The organism is Curtobacterium sp. ZW137 (assembly GCF_003762905.1).
GTDB lineage: Bacteria > Actinomycetota > Actinomycetes > Actinomycetales > Microbacteriaceae > Curtobacterium.
Genome location: NZ_RJKS01000001.1, coordinates 417,509 through 435,883, shown reverse-complemented (window position 1 = coordinate 435,883; position 18,375 = coordinate 417,509). Strand labels below are relative to the sequence as shown.

The 18,375-nt window shown below is 70.5% G+C and carries 12 protein-coding genes; 5 read left to right on the top strand and 7 right to left on the bottom strand.

What is annotated here, in order from left to right; all coding sequences use genetic code 11:
* Positions 1–120: 120 nt before the first annotated feature.
* Positions 121–1,053, bottom strand: coding sequence for a proteasome assembly chaperone family protein (locus EDF55_RS01965; RefSeq protein ID WP_123653255.1), 933 nt, complete (start codon positions 1,051–1,053; stop codon positions 121–123).
* 75 nt (positions 1,054–1,128) lie between these two features.
* On the opposite strand from EDF55_RS01965, the gene EDF55_RS01960 reads away from it, so the two are divergent.
* The 3 genes from EDF55_RS01960 to sucB all read left to right on the top strand — a co-directional run bounded on the left by EDF55_RS01960 (position 1,129) and on the right by sucB (position 5,759).
* Complete coding sequence (locus EDF55_RS01960; RefSeq protein ID WP_123653254.1) at positions 1,129–2,646, top strand: leucyl aminopeptidase; 1,518 nt, start codon at positions 1,129–1,131, stop codon at positions 2,644–2,646.
* Between the two features lie 154 nt (positions 2,647–2,800).
* Complete coding sequence (lpdA, locus tag EDF55_RS01955) at positions 2,801–4,174, top strand: dihydrolipoyl dehydrogenase (protein WP_123653253.1); 1,374 nt, start codon at positions 2,801–2,803, stop codon at positions 4,172–4,174.
* A 64-nt stretch (positions 4,175–4,238) separates the two neighbouring features.
* Entirely contained in the window at positions 4,239–5,759 is a 1,521-nt protein-coding gene (gene sucB, locus EDF55_RS01950; protein ID WP_123653252.1) for a 2-oxoglutarate dehydrogenase, E2 component, dihydrolipoamide succinyltransferase, read from the top strand.
* A 110-nt stretch (positions 5,760–5,869) separates the two neighbouring features.
* On the opposite strand, the gene EDF55_RS01945 is transcribed toward sucB, so the two are convergent.
* Positions 5,870–6,838 carry a hypothetical protein gene (locus EDF55_RS01945; RefSeq protein WP_123653251.1) on the bottom strand — a complete coding sequence of 323 codons (969 nt, stop codon included), beginning with the start codon at positions 6,836–6,838 and terminating at the stop codon, positions 5,870–5,872.
* A 127-nt stretch (positions 6,839–6,965) separates the two neighbouring features.
* Here EDF55_RS01945 and EDF55_RS01940 point away from each other — a divergent pair, with 127 nt between their 5' ends.
* Positions 6,966–7,679 carry a DUF4191 family protein gene (locus tag EDF55_RS01940; RefSeq protein ID WP_123653250.1) on the top strand — a complete coding sequence of 238 codons (714 nt, stop codon included), beginning with the start codon at positions 6,966–6,968 and terminating at the stop codon, positions 7,677–7,679.
* 262 nt (positions 7,680–7,941) lie between these two features.
* Here EDF55_RS01940 and EDF55_RS01935 read toward each other — a convergent pair whose 3' ends face one another.
* Complete coding sequence (locus tag EDF55_RS01935; protein WP_123653249.1) at positions 7,942–8,376, bottom strand: RDD family protein; 435 nt, start codon at positions 8,374–8,376, stop codon at positions 7,942–7,944.
* A 141-nt stretch (positions 8,377–8,517) separates the two neighbouring features.
* On the opposite strand from EDF55_RS01935, the gene glnA reads away from it, so the two are divergent.
* Positions 8,518–9,942 carry a type I glutamate--ammonia ligase gene (gene glnA, locus EDF55_RS01930; RefSeq protein ID WP_123653248.1) on the top strand — a complete coding sequence of 475 codons (1,425 nt, stop codon included), beginning with the start codon at positions 8,518–8,520 and terminating at the stop codon, positions 9,940–9,942.
* A 333-nt stretch (positions 9,943–10,275) separates the two neighbouring features.
* Here glnA and EDF55_RS01925 read toward each other — a convergent pair whose 3' ends face one another.
* From EDF55_RS01925 to EDF55_RS01910, 4 genes are all read right to left on the bottom strand, one after another.
* Positions 10,276–11,712 (bottom strand): UDP-glucose/GDP-mannose dehydrogenase family protein, encoded by a 1,437-nt coding sequence (locus EDF55_RS01925; protein WP_260235714.1) that lies wholly within the window; start codon positions 11,710–11,712, stop codon positions 10,276–10,278.
* Complete coding sequence (locus EDF55_RS01920) at positions 11,709–13,277, bottom strand: glycoside hydrolase family 26 protein (RefSeq protein WP_123653247.1); 1,569 nt, start codon at positions 13,275–13,277, stop codon at positions 11,709–11,711. The genes EDF55_RS01925 and EDF55_RS01920 overlap by 4 nt, the downstream gene beginning before the upstream one ends.
* Positions 13,270–14,886 (bottom strand): glycosyltransferase family 2 protein, encoded by a 1,617-nt coding sequence (locus tag EDF55_RS01915; RefSeq protein ID WP_123653246.1) that lies wholly within the window; start codon positions 14,884–14,886, stop codon positions 13,270–13,272. The genes EDF55_RS01920 and EDF55_RS01915 overlap by 8 nt, the downstream gene beginning before the upstream one ends.
* Positions 14,887–15,392: 506 nt before the next feature.
* Positions 15,393–18,371: a bifunctional [glutamine synthetase] adenylyltransferase/[glutamine synthetase]-adenylyl-L-tyrosine phosphorylase gene (locus tag EDF55_RS01910; protein WP_123653245.1), complete on the bottom strand. Its 2,979-nt coding sequence runs from the start codon at positions 18,369–18,371 to the stop codon at positions 15,393–15,395.
* Between the last annotated feature and the right edge of the window lie 4 nt (positions 18,372–18,375).

Here is an 18,375-nt window from a genome sequence, read left to right as displayed (position 1 = left end):
GCCGCCAGGACGGGCTGTGGAGAACGCGAGGTGCGCGCGGCCGTGTGCACAGCCTCCAGACCGATCTGGAGGTCCGGTGCGTGACCGCGACGTCCGGTGCGGACCGGAGGTGCTCCGGTCTCAGTCGTCGGTTGCGTCGCCGTCGACGCGACGGTCTGCCAGGAAGCGCTCGAGTTCGTCGGCGATCGCGTCGGCGGTCGGCACCTCGCCGTCCACCCCCGTGAGCGGCGACGCGATCGGGTTGCCCTCCATGTAGGTGTCGTGGCGCTCCTCGAGCGCGGACACCAGCCGCTGCAGCTCGCCGTTGCCCGCCACCTGCTCGTCGACGCGGGCGATGAACTCGCGCCCCTCTTCACGGAGGGCGTCGGTCGGGAAGATCAGGCCGGTGGACGCGGAGATGCCGGAGAGCGCGGCGACCGCGGCGTCCGGGAACTCGGTGTCGGAGAGGTAGTGCGGGACGAGGAGCACCAGGCCCGTGACCTGCTGGTCGAGCTCGCTGAGCCGGTGCTCGACCAGGTGCAGCACGTTCGCGGGCGCCTGGGTCTCCGGCTTCCAGACGCTCATCGACTCGACGAGGTCCGCGCGGGTCCCCGACACGGTCAGGCTGATCGGGCGGGTGTGCGGGACGGGCATCGGGATCGACTGCACCCACGTGGTGTCGACGACCTGCAGCTGCGCCGCGAGGTCGGTGACGGCGCGGACGAAGCGGTTCCACTGGAAGTCCGGCTCGTACCCGGAGAGGAAGAGGAAGGGCTGACCGATCTCGTCGCGGACCAGGTGCAGCGCGAGGCGCGGCGGCTCGATGTCCGTGATGTGGTCGTGCTCGAAGGTGATCACCGGGCGGCGGGCGCGCCAGTCCAACAGGACGTCGGGGTCGAACTCGGCGACGAGACGGGTCTCGAGCCGCTCGAGGATCGAGGTCGTGACCTGCGCCACCGCGGACCCCGCGTCCGCGAACCCGGTCAGCCCGGCGACCAGGTGCAGGCCGGCCGGCACCGTCGGGGCGGACTCGTCGAACGTGTAGAGCTCCTCGGGGTGGTTCACCGTCACCATGCTAGGCGGGCGGTTCTCCCACACCTGCCGCGCAGCCCACGCCGACAGCGAACACCGCGTGGATAGGGTTGGAGCATGGTCCGACCGACGCTCTCCACCGACAGTTCATCCCCCTCCTCGATCTCCGCCGACGTGCTCGTGCTCGGTGTCCGGCCGGGTGCCGGCGACGCCCCCGCGACCGTGGTCGCCGGCGCGACCGGTGCCGTCCCCGCGCTCGAGGGACTCGACCTCGCCGCCATCGGCGTGACCGGTGCGAAGGACCAGCTCGTCCGGCTCCCCGCGACCGACGTGTCGGCATCGAGCATCGCCCTGATCGGGCTCGGGTCTTCGTCGTCTGCTTCGGCTTCGTCGTCCGACGTCGCCGCCGTGCGCTCCGCCGCCGGCAGCGCCGTCCGGCAGCTCCCCCAGGCCGCGTCGATCGTGCTCGCACTGCCGACCGACTCGACCGAGCTCGTCGACGCCGCGCTCGAGGGCGCTGCGCTCGGTGCGTACGCCTTCACCCGGCACAAGGGCGCCGGCACCACCGGCCCGACCCGCGGCGCGCAGACGATCACCGTCCTCGCGCCGTCCGCCGCCGTCGCCGGCGCGTCCGGCGCCGACGTCACGGCTCGGCCGGCTGCCGTCGCCGACGCCACCGCGCTCGTCCGCGACCTGGTGAACACCGCCGCGGGCGACCTCGGCCCGTCCGACGTCGCCGAGGTCGCGTCCGGCTTCACCGAGGGGCTCCCCCTCACCGTCGAGGTCCTCGACGAGACCGCGCTCGAGGAGCAGGGCTTCGGCGGCATCCTCGGCGTCGGTGTCGGGTCGGTCCGCCCGCCGCGGCTCGTCGTCGTCCGGTACGCGCCGGAGTCCGCGTCGAAGCACCTCGCGCTCGTCGGCAAGGGCATCACGTTCGACTCGGGCGGCCTCTCGCTGAAGCCCGCCGGTTCGATGCTCGGCATGAAGACCGACATGACCGGCGCCGCCACCGTCCTCGCCGCGACCGTCGCCGCCGCCCGGCTCGGACTCGACGTCAAGGTCACCGCGTGGCTCTGCCTCGCCGAGAACATGCCGTCCGGTTCGGCCACGCGCCCCGGCGACGTCCTCACGCTGAAGAACGGCAAGACCGTCGAGGTCACGAACACCGACGCCGAGGGCCGCCTCGTCCTCGGGGACGGCCTCGTCGCCGCCTCGCTCGAGCAGCCCGACGCCGTCGTCGACATCGCGACCCTCACCGGCGCGCAGGTCGTCGCCCTCGGCGACCGCACCACCGGCCTGATGGGCACCGACGACCTCGTCGCGCAGCTCCGCGCCGTCGCCGAGTCCGTCGCCGAGCCGATCTGGCCGATGCCCCTCCCCGAGGAACTCGACGCCCGACTCGCCAGCGAGGTCGCCGACATGGTGAACGCCACGGTCGGCAACCCCGCCGGCGGCATGCTCCTCGCGGGCAAGTTCCTCCAGCGCTTCGTGGGCGAGGGCATCCCGTGGGCGCACCTCGACATCGCGGGCCCGTCGGAGAACAAGGGCGGCGGCTACGGGTGGCTCGGCAAGGGCGCCACCGGCGTCATGGTCCGGACACTCATCGCGCTCGCAGAAGAGCTCCAGTCCAAGTAGTAGGTTTGGTTCCGGCGGGGCGGCCTTTCCAGCGCCACCCGCCGGAACGAACGGGACGGGACCGGAACCATGCGGTCCGACCGTCGGACGCCGCGTCGGTGGTGTCCAAGTGCGGGCCCGATCGGCCCCGACATGCACGAGGGAGTTGCACCAGGTGACGGAACAGACTTACGACGTCGTGGTCCTCGGTGGCGGTAGCGGCGGGTACGCCGCAGCGCTGCGGGCGGCCGAGCTCGGGATGAGCGTCGCGCTCATCGAGGGCGACAAGCTCGGAGGGACCTGCCTGCACCGCGGCTGCATCCCGACGAAGGCACTCCTCCACGCTGCCGAGATCGCCGACGGCACCCGCGACGCCGAGAAGTACGGCGTCATCGCCGAGTTCGCCGGCGTCGAGGTCCCGAAGGTCATCGAGTACCAGCAGGGCGTCATCAACTCCAAGTACAAGGGCCTCCAGGGGCTCATCAAGGCCCGCGGCATCACCGTGGTCGAGGGCTGGGGCCGCCTCACCTCGCAGAACACCGTGCAGGTCGGCGACCAGAACATCGTCGGCAAGAACGTCGTGCTCGCGACCGGCTCCTACTCGAAGTCCCTCCCGGGCCTCGAGATCGGCGGCCGCGTGATCACCTCCGAGACCGCGCTCCGCATGGACTACGTCCCGAACAAGGTCGTCATCCTCGGCGGCGGCGTCATCGGCGTCGAGTTCGCCAGCGTCTGGAAGTCCTTCGGCGCCGAGGTCACCATCGTCGAAGCGCTCCCGCACCTCATCCCCGCCGAGGACGAGTCGATGTCGAAGCAGCTCGAGCGCGCCTTCCGCAAGCGCGGCATCGAGTTCTCGCTCGGCGTGCGCTTCCAGGGCGTCGAGCAGCACGAGAACGGCGTCGTCGTGACGCTCGAGGACGGCAAGACCTTCGACGGCGACGTCCTGCTGGTCGCCGTCGGTCGTGGCCCGGTCACGCAGAACGTCGGCTTCGACGAGGTCGGCGTCACCATGGACCGCGGCTTCGTCATCACGAACGAGCGCCTCGCCACGAACCTCCCGAACGTCTACGCCGTCGGCGACATCGTCCCCGGCCTGCAGCTCGCGCACCGCGGCTTCCAGCAGGGCATCTTCGTCGCCGAGGAGATCGCCGGTCTCAACCCGGTGATCATCGAGGACAAGAACATCCCGAAGATCACGTACTCCGACCCCGAGGTCGCCTCGGTCGGCCTCTCGCAGGCCAAGGCCGAAGCCGAGTACGGCGCCGACAAGGTGGACTCGTACGAGTACAACCTCGCCGGCAACGGCAAGAGCCACATCATCGGCACGTCCGGCTCGATCAAGGTCGTCCGCGTCATCGACGGCCCGGTCGTCGGCGTCAGCATGATCGGTGCCCGTGTCGGCGAGCTCATCGGTGAAGCCCAGCTCGCCGTGAACTGGGAAGCCCACCCCGAGGACGTCGCGCCGCTGATCCACGCGCACCCGACGCAGAACGAAGCGCTCGGCGAAGCGTTCCTCCACCTCGCGGGCAAGCCGCTGCACGCGCTGTGAGCAGCCGCACCGTGACCCAGACATCATCAACCAAGCACAACCCCTGCGAAGAGGAGTCCCCCCGATGAGCGAATCCGTCAACCTCCCGGCGCTCGGCGAGAGCGTCACCGAGGGCACGGTGACCCGATGGCTGAAGAACGTCGGTGACCGGGTCGAGGTCGACGAGCCGCTGCTCGAGGTCTCGACCGACAAGGTCGACACCGAGATCCCGTCGCCGATCGCCGGCGTCGTCGAGGAGATCCTCGTCCAGGAAGACGAGACCGTCGAGGTCGGCATCGCGCTGGTGAAGATCGGCGACGGCAACGGCTCCGGTTCGTCGGACTCCGGGGACTCCGCAGCTGCGGACTCCGGTGACGCCTCGGCCGACTCCTCCAACGAGGCCGCCGCCGACGCCGAAGAGCCCGAAGCCGCTCCGAGCACCGAGCAGGAGTCCGAGACCCCCGCCCCGCAGCCGGCACAGGCCGAGCCGGCACCCGCCGGTCAGACGCAGCCCGCGGCTCCCGCCGCCCCGGCAGCGCCGCCCGCGGCCGCGCCGGTCCCGCAGGCCGCCCCGGTCCCGCCGCCCGCAGCGGCCCCGGCTCCCCCGGCAGCCGTCCCGGCCCCGGCCGCGTCGGTCTCCAGCGCTCCGACCGCGTCGGCCGAGGTCCCGAACCCGACCCAGACCGGTGCAGCCTCCGGCTACGTCACCCCGCTCGTCCGCAAGCTCGCGAACGAGCAGGGCGTGGACCTGTCGACCGTCACCGGCACCGGTGTCGGTGGGCGCATCCGCAAGGAGGACGTGCTCGCCGCCGTCACGGCCGCTCCGGCAGCCGGTGGCTCGGCCCAGGGCACGCCGGCTGCGTCCGGCCCGTTCGTCGCCGAGGTCTCGCCGCTCCGTGGCACCCGCGAGAAGATGACCCGCCTCCGCAAGGTCGTCGCCGAGCGTGCCGTGCAGTCGATGACGTCGACCGCGCAGCTCACCAGCGTCGTCGAGGTGGACGTCACGAAGGTCGCGCAGTTCCGCGACGCGCACAAGGCCGAGTTCCTCGAGAAGACCGGCTCGAAGCTCTCCTTCATGCCGTTCTTCGCCCTCGCGGCGTCGGAGGCACTCAAGGCGCACCCGAAGATCAACTCGACCGTGGAAGGCGAGGAGATCGTCTACCCGGAGACCGAGAACGTCTCGATCGCCGTCGACACCGAGCGCGGCCTGCTCACCCCGGTGATCAAGGACGCGGCGTCGCTCGACCTCGCGCAGTTCTCGAAGTCGATCGCCGACCTCGCCGAGCGCACCCGCAACAACCAGCTCAAGCCCGACGAGCTCGCCGGCGGCACGTTCACGCTGACCAACACCGGTTCGCGTGGCGCACTGTTCGACACCCCCGTCGTGTTCCTGCCCCAGTCGGCGATCCTCGGCACGGGCATCGTGACGAAGCGTCCGGCGGTCGTGAAGGTCGACGGCCAGGAAGCCATCGCGATCCGTTCGTTCGTGTACCTGGCGCTGTCCTACGACCACCGGATCATCGACGGCGCGGACGCTTCCCGCTACCTCGTCGCGGTGAAGAACCGTCTGGAAGAGGGCAACTTCGGACCGAACCTCGGGTACTGACCCGCGGTTCGTCCGGACCAGCTGATCTGCTGATCGGATCGACGGCCCCGGTTCCCCTCGTGGGAGCCGGGGCCGTTGGCGTTCCCGGGGCCGCCCGGGCGAGCGCGAGGTCAGGGCGGTGCGCCGCCGAGCGTGATGACGGCCGCCGCGGCGAGACCGGCCACCACCACCCCTCCGACGACGACCCGGCGCGCCGGAACGGTGCGACCACCAGGCAGCGTCACGCCGCGCTCGACGAACCGTCGGGTCCAGCGCACCACGCCGGTGTCGTCGGGAGCGGCCTCGACGGTGTCCACGAAGAGGAAGTCGTCGGGCGGCGGATCCCAGCGGACGGGCCGCGGCGGCGCGGTGGCCCGGACGACGTCGAGCAGCCGGAGGACCTCGTCGACGCCACCGCCCAGCGCCTCGGCGACGGCGGTGTCCACGACCGCTCGACACGGTTCCCGTGGGTCGACGCGCTCCCACACCGCACGGACGGCGTGCAGCACTGCGGTCGGCCCCGGCAACTCCGACGTCCGTGCAGCCACCGCGGCCCGACCCACACGCCCGACGCCGGATGGCTCCCCGGGCGGCGGCCCGGTGACGGACGGCGAACGGGCGAGTCCAGGCACGTCGGTGCGGTCCGGGGCAGTACCGGGCGAGCCGATGCCGGGCGAATCAGTGCCGGGCAAGTCCTTGCCGGGCGAATCAGCGCCGGGCAGGTCAGTGCCGGGCGGGTCGGCACCTGGCGGGTGGTCCGCCAGCACCGTCACGCCGGCGTCGTCGACGAGGACGTCGTCCGCCCGGGCATCCCCGAGCACCACGGCCCCGGACCGGGCGTCCGCCGCGAGGAGCAGCAGCGGCACCGTGAGCGTCACCGCCACCCCGACGGTCGGGCTGCCGATCCGGTCGAGCGCGTCCGGGAGGCGCGCACCGTGCAGCGCTTCAGTTCGCACGGCCAGGCGGCCAGCCGGGTCGCGCCCGACCGCGTCGATGCGCACGCAGTGCGTCTGGTCGGCCGCGGCGCGGTCGGCGACCCACGTGGCGAAGGGACCCGTGTCGGGTCCGGTCCAGTGGCTCTGGAGGGTGATCGTGTCCATGGTGAGGAGCCTGACGGAGGCGGGGCGAGCCTCCCGTCCGGTCGTGTCGACCTGTGGAGAACTCCGTTCGCCCACAGCCGGATCATCGACGGTCCACGGCGGGGCCGTCAGGCCGTATCCTGGGTCCATGGCACGCAGCACTACGACCGACACGAAGGCGAAGGAGCCCGGGCGTCTCAAGCAGATGTTCCAGGTCTTCCAGATGACCCGTCGGGCCGACCCGACGTCGATCTGGTGGTTCGCCGCCGCGTTCCTCGTCCCGGTCGTCCTCGGCGTGCTGCTCGCACTCCTGCTGCCGGAACAGAACTGGCTCGCGGTCGTCCTCTGGATCGTCGCCGGCGTCCTGCTCGGTGTGCTGCTCTTCCTGATCGTGCTCGGTCGTCTCGCGGAGCGTGCCGCCTACTCGCAGATCGAGGGCCAGCCCGGTGCCGTCGGTGCCGTGCTGACGAACTCGCTCCGTCGCCAGTGGCGCTCGAGCGAGATGCCGGTCGCGGTGCACGGTCGCTCGCAGGCTGCTGTCTACCGCGCGGTCGGCACCCCCGGCGTCGTGCTCATCACCGAGGGTCAGCTCGGCAACCTCACCCGCCAGGTGGACGAAGAGCGCCGCAAGGTCCAGCGCATCGTCCCGAACGTCCCCGTGCACGTCGTGCACGTGGGTGACGGCGCGGACGCGGTGACGCTGCACAAGCTGCCCCGTGCGATGAACAAGTTCAAGAAGTCGCTCAACCGCAACGAGGTCCTGGCGGTCGCCAACCGTCTCGACTCCCTCACCCAGAACCCGGCGTCCGCGATCCCGAAGGGCATCGACCCCACGCGGGTCCGTGCCGGTCGCCCGCGCTGATCCGCGCTTCCCGAACGCCCCCGACCGCTCCGGTCGGGGGCGTTCGTGCGTCCGGCGCTGCACCGGCGCTGGCGCTGCGCTCGCGCTGCGACGGGTCGCCAGTGTTCGGGCTTCCGGACACGGTGCGAGCGCCGGAGCCTCGCACAGCGTCCGGGACGTCGCACACTGCGGCACCGGGCGGTGCCCGCCGCGCCCGGGCGGCGCCGGGCGCCCGGCGCACCGGGCGGCGCCGGGCGGCGCGCAGCACCGCGCCACGCTCGCCTCAGCGCCGGACGAGCACCGTGCCCGCGGCGGCGTCGTGCAGCGGCCGACCGTCCTTCGCGTGGATGAGGACCGGGATGACGAGGCAGAGCAGCACCGTGCGGAGCGCCGGCCGCCACACCCCGACGTATCCCCCGCGGACGGGCACCACGCGGAGTCCGACACACACGTGCCCGAACGACCCGGACAGCAGGGCGATGAACACCACCTGCAACACGGCGAAGATCCCGAGGGTCACGAAGTTGCCCGCCGCGCCGTAGGTGCCGATCACCAGCGAGATCACTGACGCGAGCGCCCAGTCGATCGCGAGGCCGCCGAGACGACGCCCGAAGCCGCTCATCGACCGCGGGCCGGACTCCGGCAGACCGAGGACCTTGCCGGGCCAGTCCCCCGCACCGGGAGCAGCGGCGGACGGGGACGGGTTGGAGCGGGCCATGTCTCCAGGGTAGGCGACCGCGCACCACGTAACACGCCCGAAACAACCCAGTCACGTCCGGGAAACCCCGGGTCAATAGCCTCGTCGGAGGGTGCACCCGCGGCACCTCCACATCACCCAACCCCCAGGAGATCGACACACATGTTCAGCGATTCCTCCGAGGTCCTGGCCTTCATCAAGGACACGGACGTCAAGTTCCTCGACATCCGCTTCACCGACCTGCCGGGCGTTCAGCAGCACTTCAACATCCCGGCTTCCACGGTCGACGAGGACTTCTTCTCGGTCGGTCAGCTCTTCGACGGCTCCTCGATCCGCGGCTTCGCGTCGATCCACGAGTCCGACATGCAGCTCATCCCTGACGTGACGACGGCGTACATCGACCAGTTCCGCGCCGAGCGCACGCTGATCATGATCTTCGACATCTACAACCCGCGGAACGGCGAGATCTACGGCCGCGACCCGCGCCAGGTCGCCAAGAAGGCGGAGAAGTACCTCGCGTCGACGGGCATCGCGGACACCGCGTTCTTCGCCCCCGAGGCCGAGTTCTACATCTTCGACGACGTCCGCTACTCGGTCACCCAGAACAAGTCCTTCTACTCGGTCGACTCCGAAGAGGGCGCCTGGAACACCGGTCGCGAAGAAGAGGGCGGCAACCTCGCCAACAAGACCCCGTACAAGGGCGGCTACTTCCCCGTGTCGCCGGTCGACAAGACCGCCGACCTCCGCGACGACATCACCCTGAAGCTGATCGAGGCGGGCTTCGAGCTCGAGCGCTCGCACCACGAGGTGGGCACCGGCGGCCAGCAGGAGATCAACTACAAGTTCGACACGATGGTCCACGCCGCGGACGACATCCTGAAGTTCAAGTACATCGTCAAGAACACCGCGGACCAGTGGGGCAAGGTCGCCACGTTCATGCCGAAGCCGCTCTTCGGCGACAACGGCTCGGGCATGCACACCCACCAGTCGCTCTGGAGCGACGGCAAGCCGCTGTTCTACGACGAGAACGGCTACGGCGGCCTGTCCGACCTGGCGCGCTGGTACATCGGCGGCATCCTCAAGCACGCCTCGGCGCTGCTCGCCTTCACCAACCCTTCGATCAACTCCTACCACCGTCTGGTGAAGGGCTTCGAGGCCCCGGTCAACCTGGTCTACTCGGCCGGTAACCGCTCCGCCGCGATCCGCATCCCGATCACCGGCACGAACCCGAAGGCCAAGCGCATCGAGTTCCGCGCGCCGGACGCCTCGGGCAACCCGTACCTCGCCTTCGCGGCGCAGCTCATGGCGGGTCTCGACGGCATCCAGAACCGCATCGAGCCGCACGAGCCGGTCGACAAGGACCTCTACGAGCTCCCCCCGGAGGAGGCCAAGGGCATCCCCCAGGTCCCGGGTTCGCTCGACGAGGCCCTCGACGCGCTCGAGGCCGACCACGAGTTCCTCGTGAAGGGCAACGTCTTCACCGAGGACCTCATCCAGACCTGGATCGACTACAAGCGTGAGAACGAGATCCTCCCGCTCGCGCAGCGTCCGCACCCGTTCGAGTACGAGCTGTACTTCGGCGTCTGAGTCACGGCACACACGAAGGGCCCCGCACCGTCAGGTGCGGGGCCCTTCCGCGTGTGGTGGACGTATCTGCCTGGAGGCCCGGTGCCGGTCCGCCGGACCTGCACCGGGCCTCCAGGCAGTCACGATCCGACCCACAACACCCGCGCTGGAAAGCGGGAACGCGCGTCGGCAGTCGAAAGAAACGACCACCTACGCGCGATTCGACCACCTACGCGCGGAACGACCCACCCCTGGGCACGGAAGGGCCCACGCCGACGCGCCGCCGCGCCGCCATCCCCGGACGCACGAACGGGGCCCGCGCCGCCCCGGCACGGACCCCGTCTGCTGCGGGAACTAGCGGCTCGTGGCCAACGAGTCGTGCATCCCTGCCGCCACGCTCACGGGTGCACCCGTGACCGGAGTGGGACGTCCCAGGGAACGGACGGTCCACCCCGCCTTGACCCAGTGCTCGACCGGGAGGCAGTTGCGGGCGTCGATGACCTCTCGACGCCCGACGATGTTCGCGAGGGCGACCGGGTCGGCCTCGATGATGTCGTCCCACTCGGTGAGGACGAGCACGATGTCGGCGCCCTCGATCGCGTCCGTCATCGACGTGGTGTAGCTCAGCGTCGGGAAGGAGCGCTTCGCGGTGTCCATCGCCTCCGGGTCCCAGAGCGTGACCTGGGCGCCGCGGAGGTGCAGCGCGGCGGCGACGTTGAGCGCCGGCGAGTCGCGGACGTCGTCGGTGAGCGGCTTGAACGCCGCGCCGATGACCGCCACGCGACGGTTCAGGACGGACCCGCCGGCGGACTCGATCGCCATGTCGATGACCCGCTGGCGCTGGCCCATGTTGATCTCGTCGACCTGCTGCATGAGGCCGACGACGCGCTCGGCACCGATCTCGTTCGCGCGGTGCATGAGGGCGCGGATGTCCTTCGGCAGGCAACCGCCACCGAAGCCGAGCCCGGCGTTCAGGAACTTCCGGCCGATGCGGGCGTCGTGCCCGAGGGCGTCGGCGAGCGTCGTGACGTCGGCGCCGGTGATCGCGCACATCTCGGAGATCGCGTTGATGAACGAGATCTTCGTCGCGAGGAACGCGTTCGCGCTCACCTTGACGAGCTCGGCCGTGGCGAGGTCCGTCGTGATGACCGGGGTGCCCTCGCTGATCGGGGCGGCGTAGACCTCGCGGATGACGGCGTCGGCGGCCTCGGAGGCACCGCCCCAGACCAGGCGGTCCGGGTGGAGCGTGTCGTCGACGGCCTTGCCCTCGCGGAGGAACTCCGGGTTCCAGATCAGCTCGGCGCTGATGCCGGCCGGCGCGAACTCGCGGACGATCCCACGGAGTCGTGCGGCGGTGCCCACCGGCACCGTCGACTTGCCGACGATGAGGCCCGGGTGGGTGAGGTTCTCGGCCACGCCGCGGGTGGCGCTCTCCACGTAGGTCAGGTTCGCGGCGTGCGAGCCGGCCTTCTGCGGGGTGCCGACGCAGACGAAGTGCACGTCAGCGGCGGCGACCGCCTCGGCGATGTCGGCGGTGAAGCGGAGCCGACCCGTCGCGACGTGCTTCGTGATGAGCTCGGGCAGCCCGGGCTCGTAGAACGGGACCTCACCCGCGGACAGCGCCGCGAGCTTGGCGGGGTCCACGTCCACGCCGATGGTCTCGAAGCCCATCTCGGCCATGGCGGCCGCGTGGGTGGCGCCGAGGTAGCCGGTGCCGATGACGCTGATCACGGGTGCCGGACGGACGTCGGCGCTGGTGGACGAGGACTGGGGCTTCTTCGGAGCACTCACTGGGTGACCTCCTGCAGGTCGTAGTCGATGTCGTTGCGCGAGATGCCGTCCACGAAGGCCTGGAGGCTGTCGGCGCGGGATGTGAGCCGCCAGTCGTTGGTGACACGTTCACCGTCGACGATGGTGGTGGCGGTCTCGCTGAAGTACGCGAAGCCGATGATGTCGGAGTTCGCCGGTTCGGCCAGGGCGTCGAAGAGGGAGGTGATCCACTCCGACTTCTGGCTGTTGGAGACGGTGCCGCCGGTCTCGGTGGCGCCGATCTCGTTGAGGACGATGCCCTTGTCCGGCGCTATCTGCCTGATCTGGGCGAGCGTCGCGCCGAAGGTGTTCTCGAACGTGGGGGCCTCGGTGGCGTCGCGGTAGTAGCCGCTCATGCCGACCCAGTCCACGTACTCGGCACCCGGGTAGTAGTTCTCCATGTACGCGACGGTCTGGTACTTCGTGTTGCCGAGCTTGTCGATCCGCGACGGGGACCAGTCCCACACCACGTAGTCGTTGGCGCCGTTCTGCTGGAAGACGTCGTGCACGTGCTTCCACATGGCGACGTAGGAACCGGCGGCGTTGCCCTGCTTCGAGGCTTCGGACCAGTTGTACCACTGGCCGTTCATCTCGTGGTCGAGGCGGATCACCATCGGCTCGCCGTTGGCCGCGAGGGCCTTGGCGTACTTCGTCAGGTAGGCGTCGAACTTGCCGGAGATGATGTCGGCGTTCGTGTAGCCCGCCACGTAGGGCTCGTCGTTGCCGGTCGTCGCCGGGGCGGATTCCCAGGTCATCATCGGCAGCCGGCCGTTGGCCCAGGAACGCTGGACGGCGCTGGCGTTGAAGTCCTGGTCGAAGCCCTGGAAGAACCCGACCATGTTCGTGGCCTTGCCGACCTTCTGCGACACCTGGTCGTACTCGGACCAGTTGAATGGCGACTGCTCGGTGTAGAGCCCGTACCAGCGGGTCGGCTGGGACATGATCTCGGCCTTGGTCGGCACCGCGACCGGGTCGGTCGTGGACGGATCCGTGGACGGACCGGTGTTCGGGTTGGTGACACCGCCACCGTTCCCGGAGCCGTTGGAACCCGAGCCGGACCCGGAGGAACCGGAACCGGACGAGCCGGAACCCGAGCCGGACGAGCCCGAGCCCGAGGAACCGGAACCCGACGTGCCGGAGCCCGACGAGCCTCCCGTCCCGCTCTTGCCGGAACCGGCGGCCGACTTGGCGGACCCGAGCTGCGACTGCAGCGACGCGATCTGCGCCTTGAGCTGCGCGACCTGGTCACCACGTGAGCCGGACTGGGCCGTCGAGGACTTGAGCTGCCCCTCGAGCTTCCAGATCTGCTGCTGGGCCGCGTCGAGCTTCTGCTGCAGCGCGTCCGCGTCGACCGCCTTCTCCTGCGCGGTCTTCACACCGAGGGCGTGGTGGACCGCGGTGGAGACCGGGCTCGACGGGGAGATCCAGACGGACCAGGTGATGAGTGCGAGCGCCAGGACGATCGCGGCCGTGCCGACCGCGGTGCGCTTGGCGTGCTTGCTGGAGGGTGCCCACCACGTACTGGTGGAGCGGAAGAGGTCAGACAATGGCGAGAGCCTCCAGGGCGAAGATGGCGATGCCGATCACGTACGGGATCGCCGCGTAGGGGTTGTAGCGACGGACCTTGACCGGCTTGCCGGTCGCCGCAGCGGCCGTCGCGACCGGTGCACCGGCCGCAGCCGCTGCCGCTGCCGCCTCACGACGGGTCGCGAGGACGGTCGTCGTCGAGTTGGTCGAGACGTCCAGACCGGGGCCGGAACCGGCACCCGCGCCGAAGATGTCGTCGAACGCGCGGTCCGCTGCGGCCTGGTCGTACGCGTCGTCGGTGGCGTACGCGGCGCGGTCCACCGGGCTGACCGGGGTCTGCGTCGCGACGGCCTGCGGCTGCGCGGGCTCGGTCTCCATCGGACCACCGGCGTAGGCACCAGCACGGGTGCCCCAGCCGCTGGCGTGGGCGAGTCGGAAGAACCCGATGAGCCGGATCGGCATCAGGAAGAACGTCGACACGATGATGAACATCGGCAGGCGCAGGAAGTCGCTGGGCTTCTCCGCCAGGTGCCGCATCTGCCGGATCGCCATGCTGAGCACGCTCGACACGACCATCAGGCCGGCGACGTAGACGAAGCCCGTCGAGAAGCCGTACTGGTGCAGGATCCCCTGGTAGAGGTTCTCCCCCTGGCCGGTGATCGCGCGGTAGATCCAACCGGCGATCACGCCGAAGAGCATGAACGGCAGGATGATGTCGGTGATGAAGAAGAGCGCCAGCAGCGGGGCGTGTCCGAGCATCCACGGCATCATGCGCAGCGTGTTGTACTGCGAGCCGCGGGCCCAGCGGAGCTGCTGCTTGAACAGCTTCTTCACCTGGAGCGGAGCATCCGTGTACACGAGCGACGTGTACTGGTAGACGGTCCGGTAGCCCTCCTTGAGGGTCAGGTTCGTCAGCGTGCGGTCGTCGGAGACCTCGAGGAACACGCCCATGAACTTCTCGCCCATGAACTTGTCCATGACGCGCATGAGGATGTTCCGCCGGAACGCGATGGTGCGACCGGGGAGGCAACCGATCTGGCCGAGGACGCTCTGCGCGGGCATCGAGTACAGCGCGCGGGAGTTCTCCAGCCAGTCCGCCCAGCGGGTGATCCAGGAGCGGGTGGGCTCGAGGATGCGCTGGCGGGTGGTGACGCCACCGACGGACTCGTCCGCGAACGGACGGAGCAGCTCTTCGAGCGTGCCGGGCGTCCAGACGGTGTCCGAGTCGACGAGGACGGTGATGTCACCGTTCGACATCTCGGTGCCGACCTTGACGGCGTTGCGCTTGCCGGGGATCGGGGTGTGGGTCCAGCGGACGAGCGGGGCGAACTCGTCGCAGACCTCCTCGAGGGCCTCGTTGCGTGCGCCGTTGATGACGACGATGATCTCGCCGGGGCGCTGCTCGACCATGCGGCCGATGACGTCCCGGAAGAGGTCGAGTGGCTCGTCCACCACGGGGACGACGACACTCGTCGTCCCGGTGTACGTGCCGGTGAAGGGGCGGTAACGGGCGGACAGGACGACCTTGAGCAGCCAGAGCAACCAGATCACCATGGAGTACACGGTGAACAGGTAGAACTCGGGGTGCCCGTCGACCATCTGCCTGATCTGCAGAATGAAGGTGAACATCGATCCCTGCTTCAACGTTCGGGGTGGTGATTCCGCTTCATCGGGAAATCGGGGGTCGGTTCGGGTGGTCCCATTGATGCATCTCGGAGGCGGCCGGTGCAACGTGGCCCCCTTCCGGGGGCGTTTCCATTGCGTTACGGGGTACACCGTGGTCCCCCTCCGGCCCCACTACTCCTGTCCCCTCCGATGCTGTCAGCACATGTGCGGACTGCAACATGCCCGTCACGACGCGGATCGGCTCAGATCGACCGCCTGGAGGCCCGGTGCGCGTTCCTGGGAAACGCCTGGTCAGGCTGCGGTTGCGGCACATGCCACCCACGCGCTGAGCCACGGTCGGTGCGGTTCTCCGCATGGTTCGTAACGGTGCGGTAACGGCGCGATCGAGACAGGACAGAGGGGTACAGCGCCATGCGAACCGGGGGACGGTTCGCGACACGAGGAATTAACCTTCGACGACATGTCACCTTCATCCCGAGATCGGCATCTCGGGCGTGTCGCGCGGGCGGTCAGACGCCGTAGAACTCGCGCTCGAACACCTGACGTGCACGACGGGTGACGCCGAGGTAGTCCTCCTCGAGGCGCGTCGCGGAGCCGGGCGGGTACTCCATCAGCCGGGCGACGCCCTCGAGCTGGATCCGGTCGACCGGCAGCACGTCGGTGGTCTTGCCGGACCAGAGCACCAGGGCGCTCCTGGTGCGGGACGCGAACCGCCAGGCGGCGGCCAGGCGCTCGCCGTCCTCGGGCGCGACCAGGCCCTCCGCGACGGCCCCGTCGAGGGCGTCGAGCGTCGAGGTGGTCCGGAGTGCCGGCACCGTCAGGGCGTACTGCAACTGCAGGAGCTGCACGAACCACTCGACGTCGCTGAGTGACCCGCGCCCGAGCTTGAGGTGCCGAGCGGGATCGGCGCCGCGTGGCAGCCGCTCGGACTCCACACGTGCCTTGATCCGGCGGACCTCGCGGACCTCGCGCTCGGCGATCTGCGCCGGGTAACGGGTCCGGTCGGCGAGGTGCTCGAAGTCCCGCAGCAGCGCCTCGTCGCCGACCGCGCCACGGGCCCGGAGGAGCGCCTGGGCCTCCCACGTCAGGGACCAGCGGGCGTAGTAGGCGCCGTAGGACTCGAGCGTGCGGACGACCGGGCCGTTCTTGCCCTCCGGCCGGAGGTCGATGTCGAGGTCGAGCGGGTGGATCGCGTCCTCGGTGATCCGGTTCAGTTCGCGCACGATGCCCTGCGCGGCTCGGGGCGCGCGCTCCCCCACGTCCTCGGGTGCGCGGTAGACGTAGAGGACGTCGGCGTCGGAGCCGAAGCCGAGCTCACGGCCGCCGTAGCGCCCCATCGCGATGATGCCGAACTCCAGACCCGGCGGGGCGTCCCGCCGCGCGAGGGCCAGCGCGCCGGTCAGCGTCGCCTCGGTGATGTCGCTGAGCGCCGGGCCGAGCTGGTCGACGTCGAGCCGCCCGAGCGTCCCGGCCATGCCGAGCCGGAGGGTCTCCCGTCGGCGGATCGAGCGGATCAGGCTCGCTGCCGCGTCGACGTCGTCACCGTGGCGGCCGGTGGTCGCCCGGACCTCGGAGAGCAGGGAGACGAGCGGCCGCGGCTGCAGCAGCGTCTCCGGTTCGTCGAGCCAGGCGACGGCCTCGGGGAAGCGCTCCAGGAGTCCGGACAGGAACGCCGACTCGGACAGCACGGTCGTGAGGCTGTGGGCGGCGCCCGAGGAGTCCCGGAGCATCCGGAGGAACCAGCTGGACTCCCCCAGCGTGTCGCTGAGGCGGCGGAAGGCGAGGAGGGCGCGATCGGGAGCCGGCCCCTCCGCCATCCAGCGGAGGAGGACCGGGAGCAGGTTGCGCTGGATCGCCGCGCGCCGGGAGGTGCCCTGCGTCAGCGCGCGGATGTGGCTGAGGGCGCCGTCCGGGTCGACGAAGCCGATCGCGCCGAGGCGGTCCCTGGCCTGCTCGCTCGTGAGGACGATGTCGCCGTCGGACGCCGCGACCGCGGACAGCAGCGGGCGGTAGAACAGACGCTCGTGCAGCCCGCGGACCTCGAGCTTCACCGAGCGCCACCGGGTCTCGAGCGCCGAGGCGGAGGTGGCCAGGCCGCTCGACCGGGCGAGCACGCGGAGTTCGTCCTCGTCGGAGGGCATCAGGTGCGTGCGCTGCAGGCGCCGGAGCTGGATCCGGTGCTCGAGCACGCGGAGGAGCGCGTAGTCCGGACCGAACCGTGCCGCTTCGGGGCGTCCGACGTAGCCGGCCTCGGTCAGGGCGTCCATCGCCTCGAGCGTGGACCGCACACGGACCCGCTCGTCGTCCTGGCCGTGGACGAGCTGCAGGAGCTGGACCGTGAACTCGACGTCGCGGAGGCCGCCGGGGCCGAGCTTCAGCTGCCGGTCGACCTCGGCGTCCGGGATGTTGTCCGTGACCCGCTCGCGCATCCGCTGCACGGACTCGACGAACCCCGGACGCTTCGAGGACCGCCACACGAACGGCGCGACCGCGAGGGCGTAGCGCTCTCCGAGGTCGACCGACCCGGCGATCGGACGCGCCTTGAGGAGCGCCTGGAACTCCCACTCGCGGGCCCAGCGCTCGTAGTACGCCAGGTGCGAGTCGAGCGTCCGGACGAGCGCACCGTCCTTGCCCTCCGGCCGGAGGTTCGCGTCCACCTCCCACAGTGCGGGTTCGGCCGCGAGGTCGGTGATGACGTGGGTCGCCGCGATCGCGATCCGGGTCGAGATGCGGACGGCCTTGTCGGTGTCCACTCCACCGCCAGCGTCGCCGTCGGTCGGATCCGCGGTCGGTTCGGTGACGAAGATGACGTCGACGTCGCTGACGTAGTTGAGTTCGCGGGCACCCGCCTTGCCCATCGCGATCACCGCGAGCGGGGTGGCCGCGACGTCGGCGGCGGGGAACGGGACCTCGCGCCGGGCGACGTCGACCGCGACGTCGAGCGCGGCGCCGGCGAGGTCGGCGAGCCCGGCGGCGACGGCCGGGAACGCCTCGGTCGGCGAGACGTTCAGGACGTCGAAGAGGGCGATCTGCGCGAGGTGCCGCCGGTACCGCACCCGGAGCCGCATCCGCGCGGGCTCCCCCGTCGCACCGTCGACGGCCTCGGTCAGGGACGCCGTGTAGGCGGCCTGCGTCCACGGTGCGGTGACCGGGTCGAGCAGCAGCGCGAGCTCGGCCGGCCGACGCTGGAAGAACTCACCGAGCCCCACGGACGCACCGACCAGGCGCACCAGGCGCTCGGTCGCCGCGTCGTCCGCGAGGACGGGCCGCAGTGCGTCCTGGTGCGACTCCATGAGCCGCTCCAGCAGGCGGAGTGCGCCGTCGGGATCGGCCGTGGACTCCCAGAGACCCGGCCACTCGTGCACCGTGACCCGCAGGTCGGAGCCGAACCGGGCCTCCAGCTCGGAAAGCCGCTCCAGGCTCTCCGAGAGGTCCGCGAAGCCGAGCCGAGCCAACTCGGACCGCGACGTCTTCGTCCGGCCGGTCATGCTG

What these genes read in the sequence shown, in the direction of transcription:
- sucB (WP_123653252.1), top strand. Translation starts at nt 4,239, where the DNA reads ATGAGCGAATCCGTCAACCTCCCGGCGCTCGGCGAGAGCGTCACCGAG.
- EDF55_RS01960 (WP_123653254.1), top strand. Translation starts at nt 1,129, where the DNA reads ATGGTCCGACCGACGCTCTCCACCGACAGTTCATCCCCCTCCTCGATC.
- EDF55_RS01940 (WP_123653250.1), top strand. Translation starts at nt 6,966, where the DNA reads ATGGCACGCAGCACTACGACCGACACGAAGGCGAAGGAGCCCGGGCGT.
- EDF55_RS01910 (WP_123653245.1), bottom strand. Translation starts at nt 18,371, where the DNA reads ATGACCGGCCGGACGAAGACGTCGCGGTCCGAGTTGGCTCGGCTCGGC.
- glnA (WP_123653248.1), top strand. Translation starts at nt 8,518, where the DNA reads ATGTTCAGCGATTCCTCCGAGGTCCTGGCCTTCATCAAGGACACGGAC.
- EDF55_RS01915 (WP_123653246.1), bottom strand. Translation starts at nt 14,886, where the DNA reads ATGTTCACCTTCATTCTGCAGATCAGGCAGATGGTCGACGGGCACCCC.
- EDF55_RS01935 (WP_123653249.1), bottom strand. Translation starts at nt 8,376, where the DNA reads ATGGCCCGCTCCAACCCGTCCCCGTCCGCCGCTGCTCCCGGTGCGGGG.
- EDF55_RS01965 (WP_123653255.1), bottom strand. Translation starts at nt 1,053, where the DNA reads ATGGTGACGGTGAACCACCCCGAGGAGCTCTACACGTTCGACGAGTCC.
- EDF55_RS01945 (WP_123653251.1), bottom strand. Translation starts at nt 6,838, where the DNA reads ATGGACACGATCACCCTCCAGAGCCACTGGACCGGACCCGACACGGGT.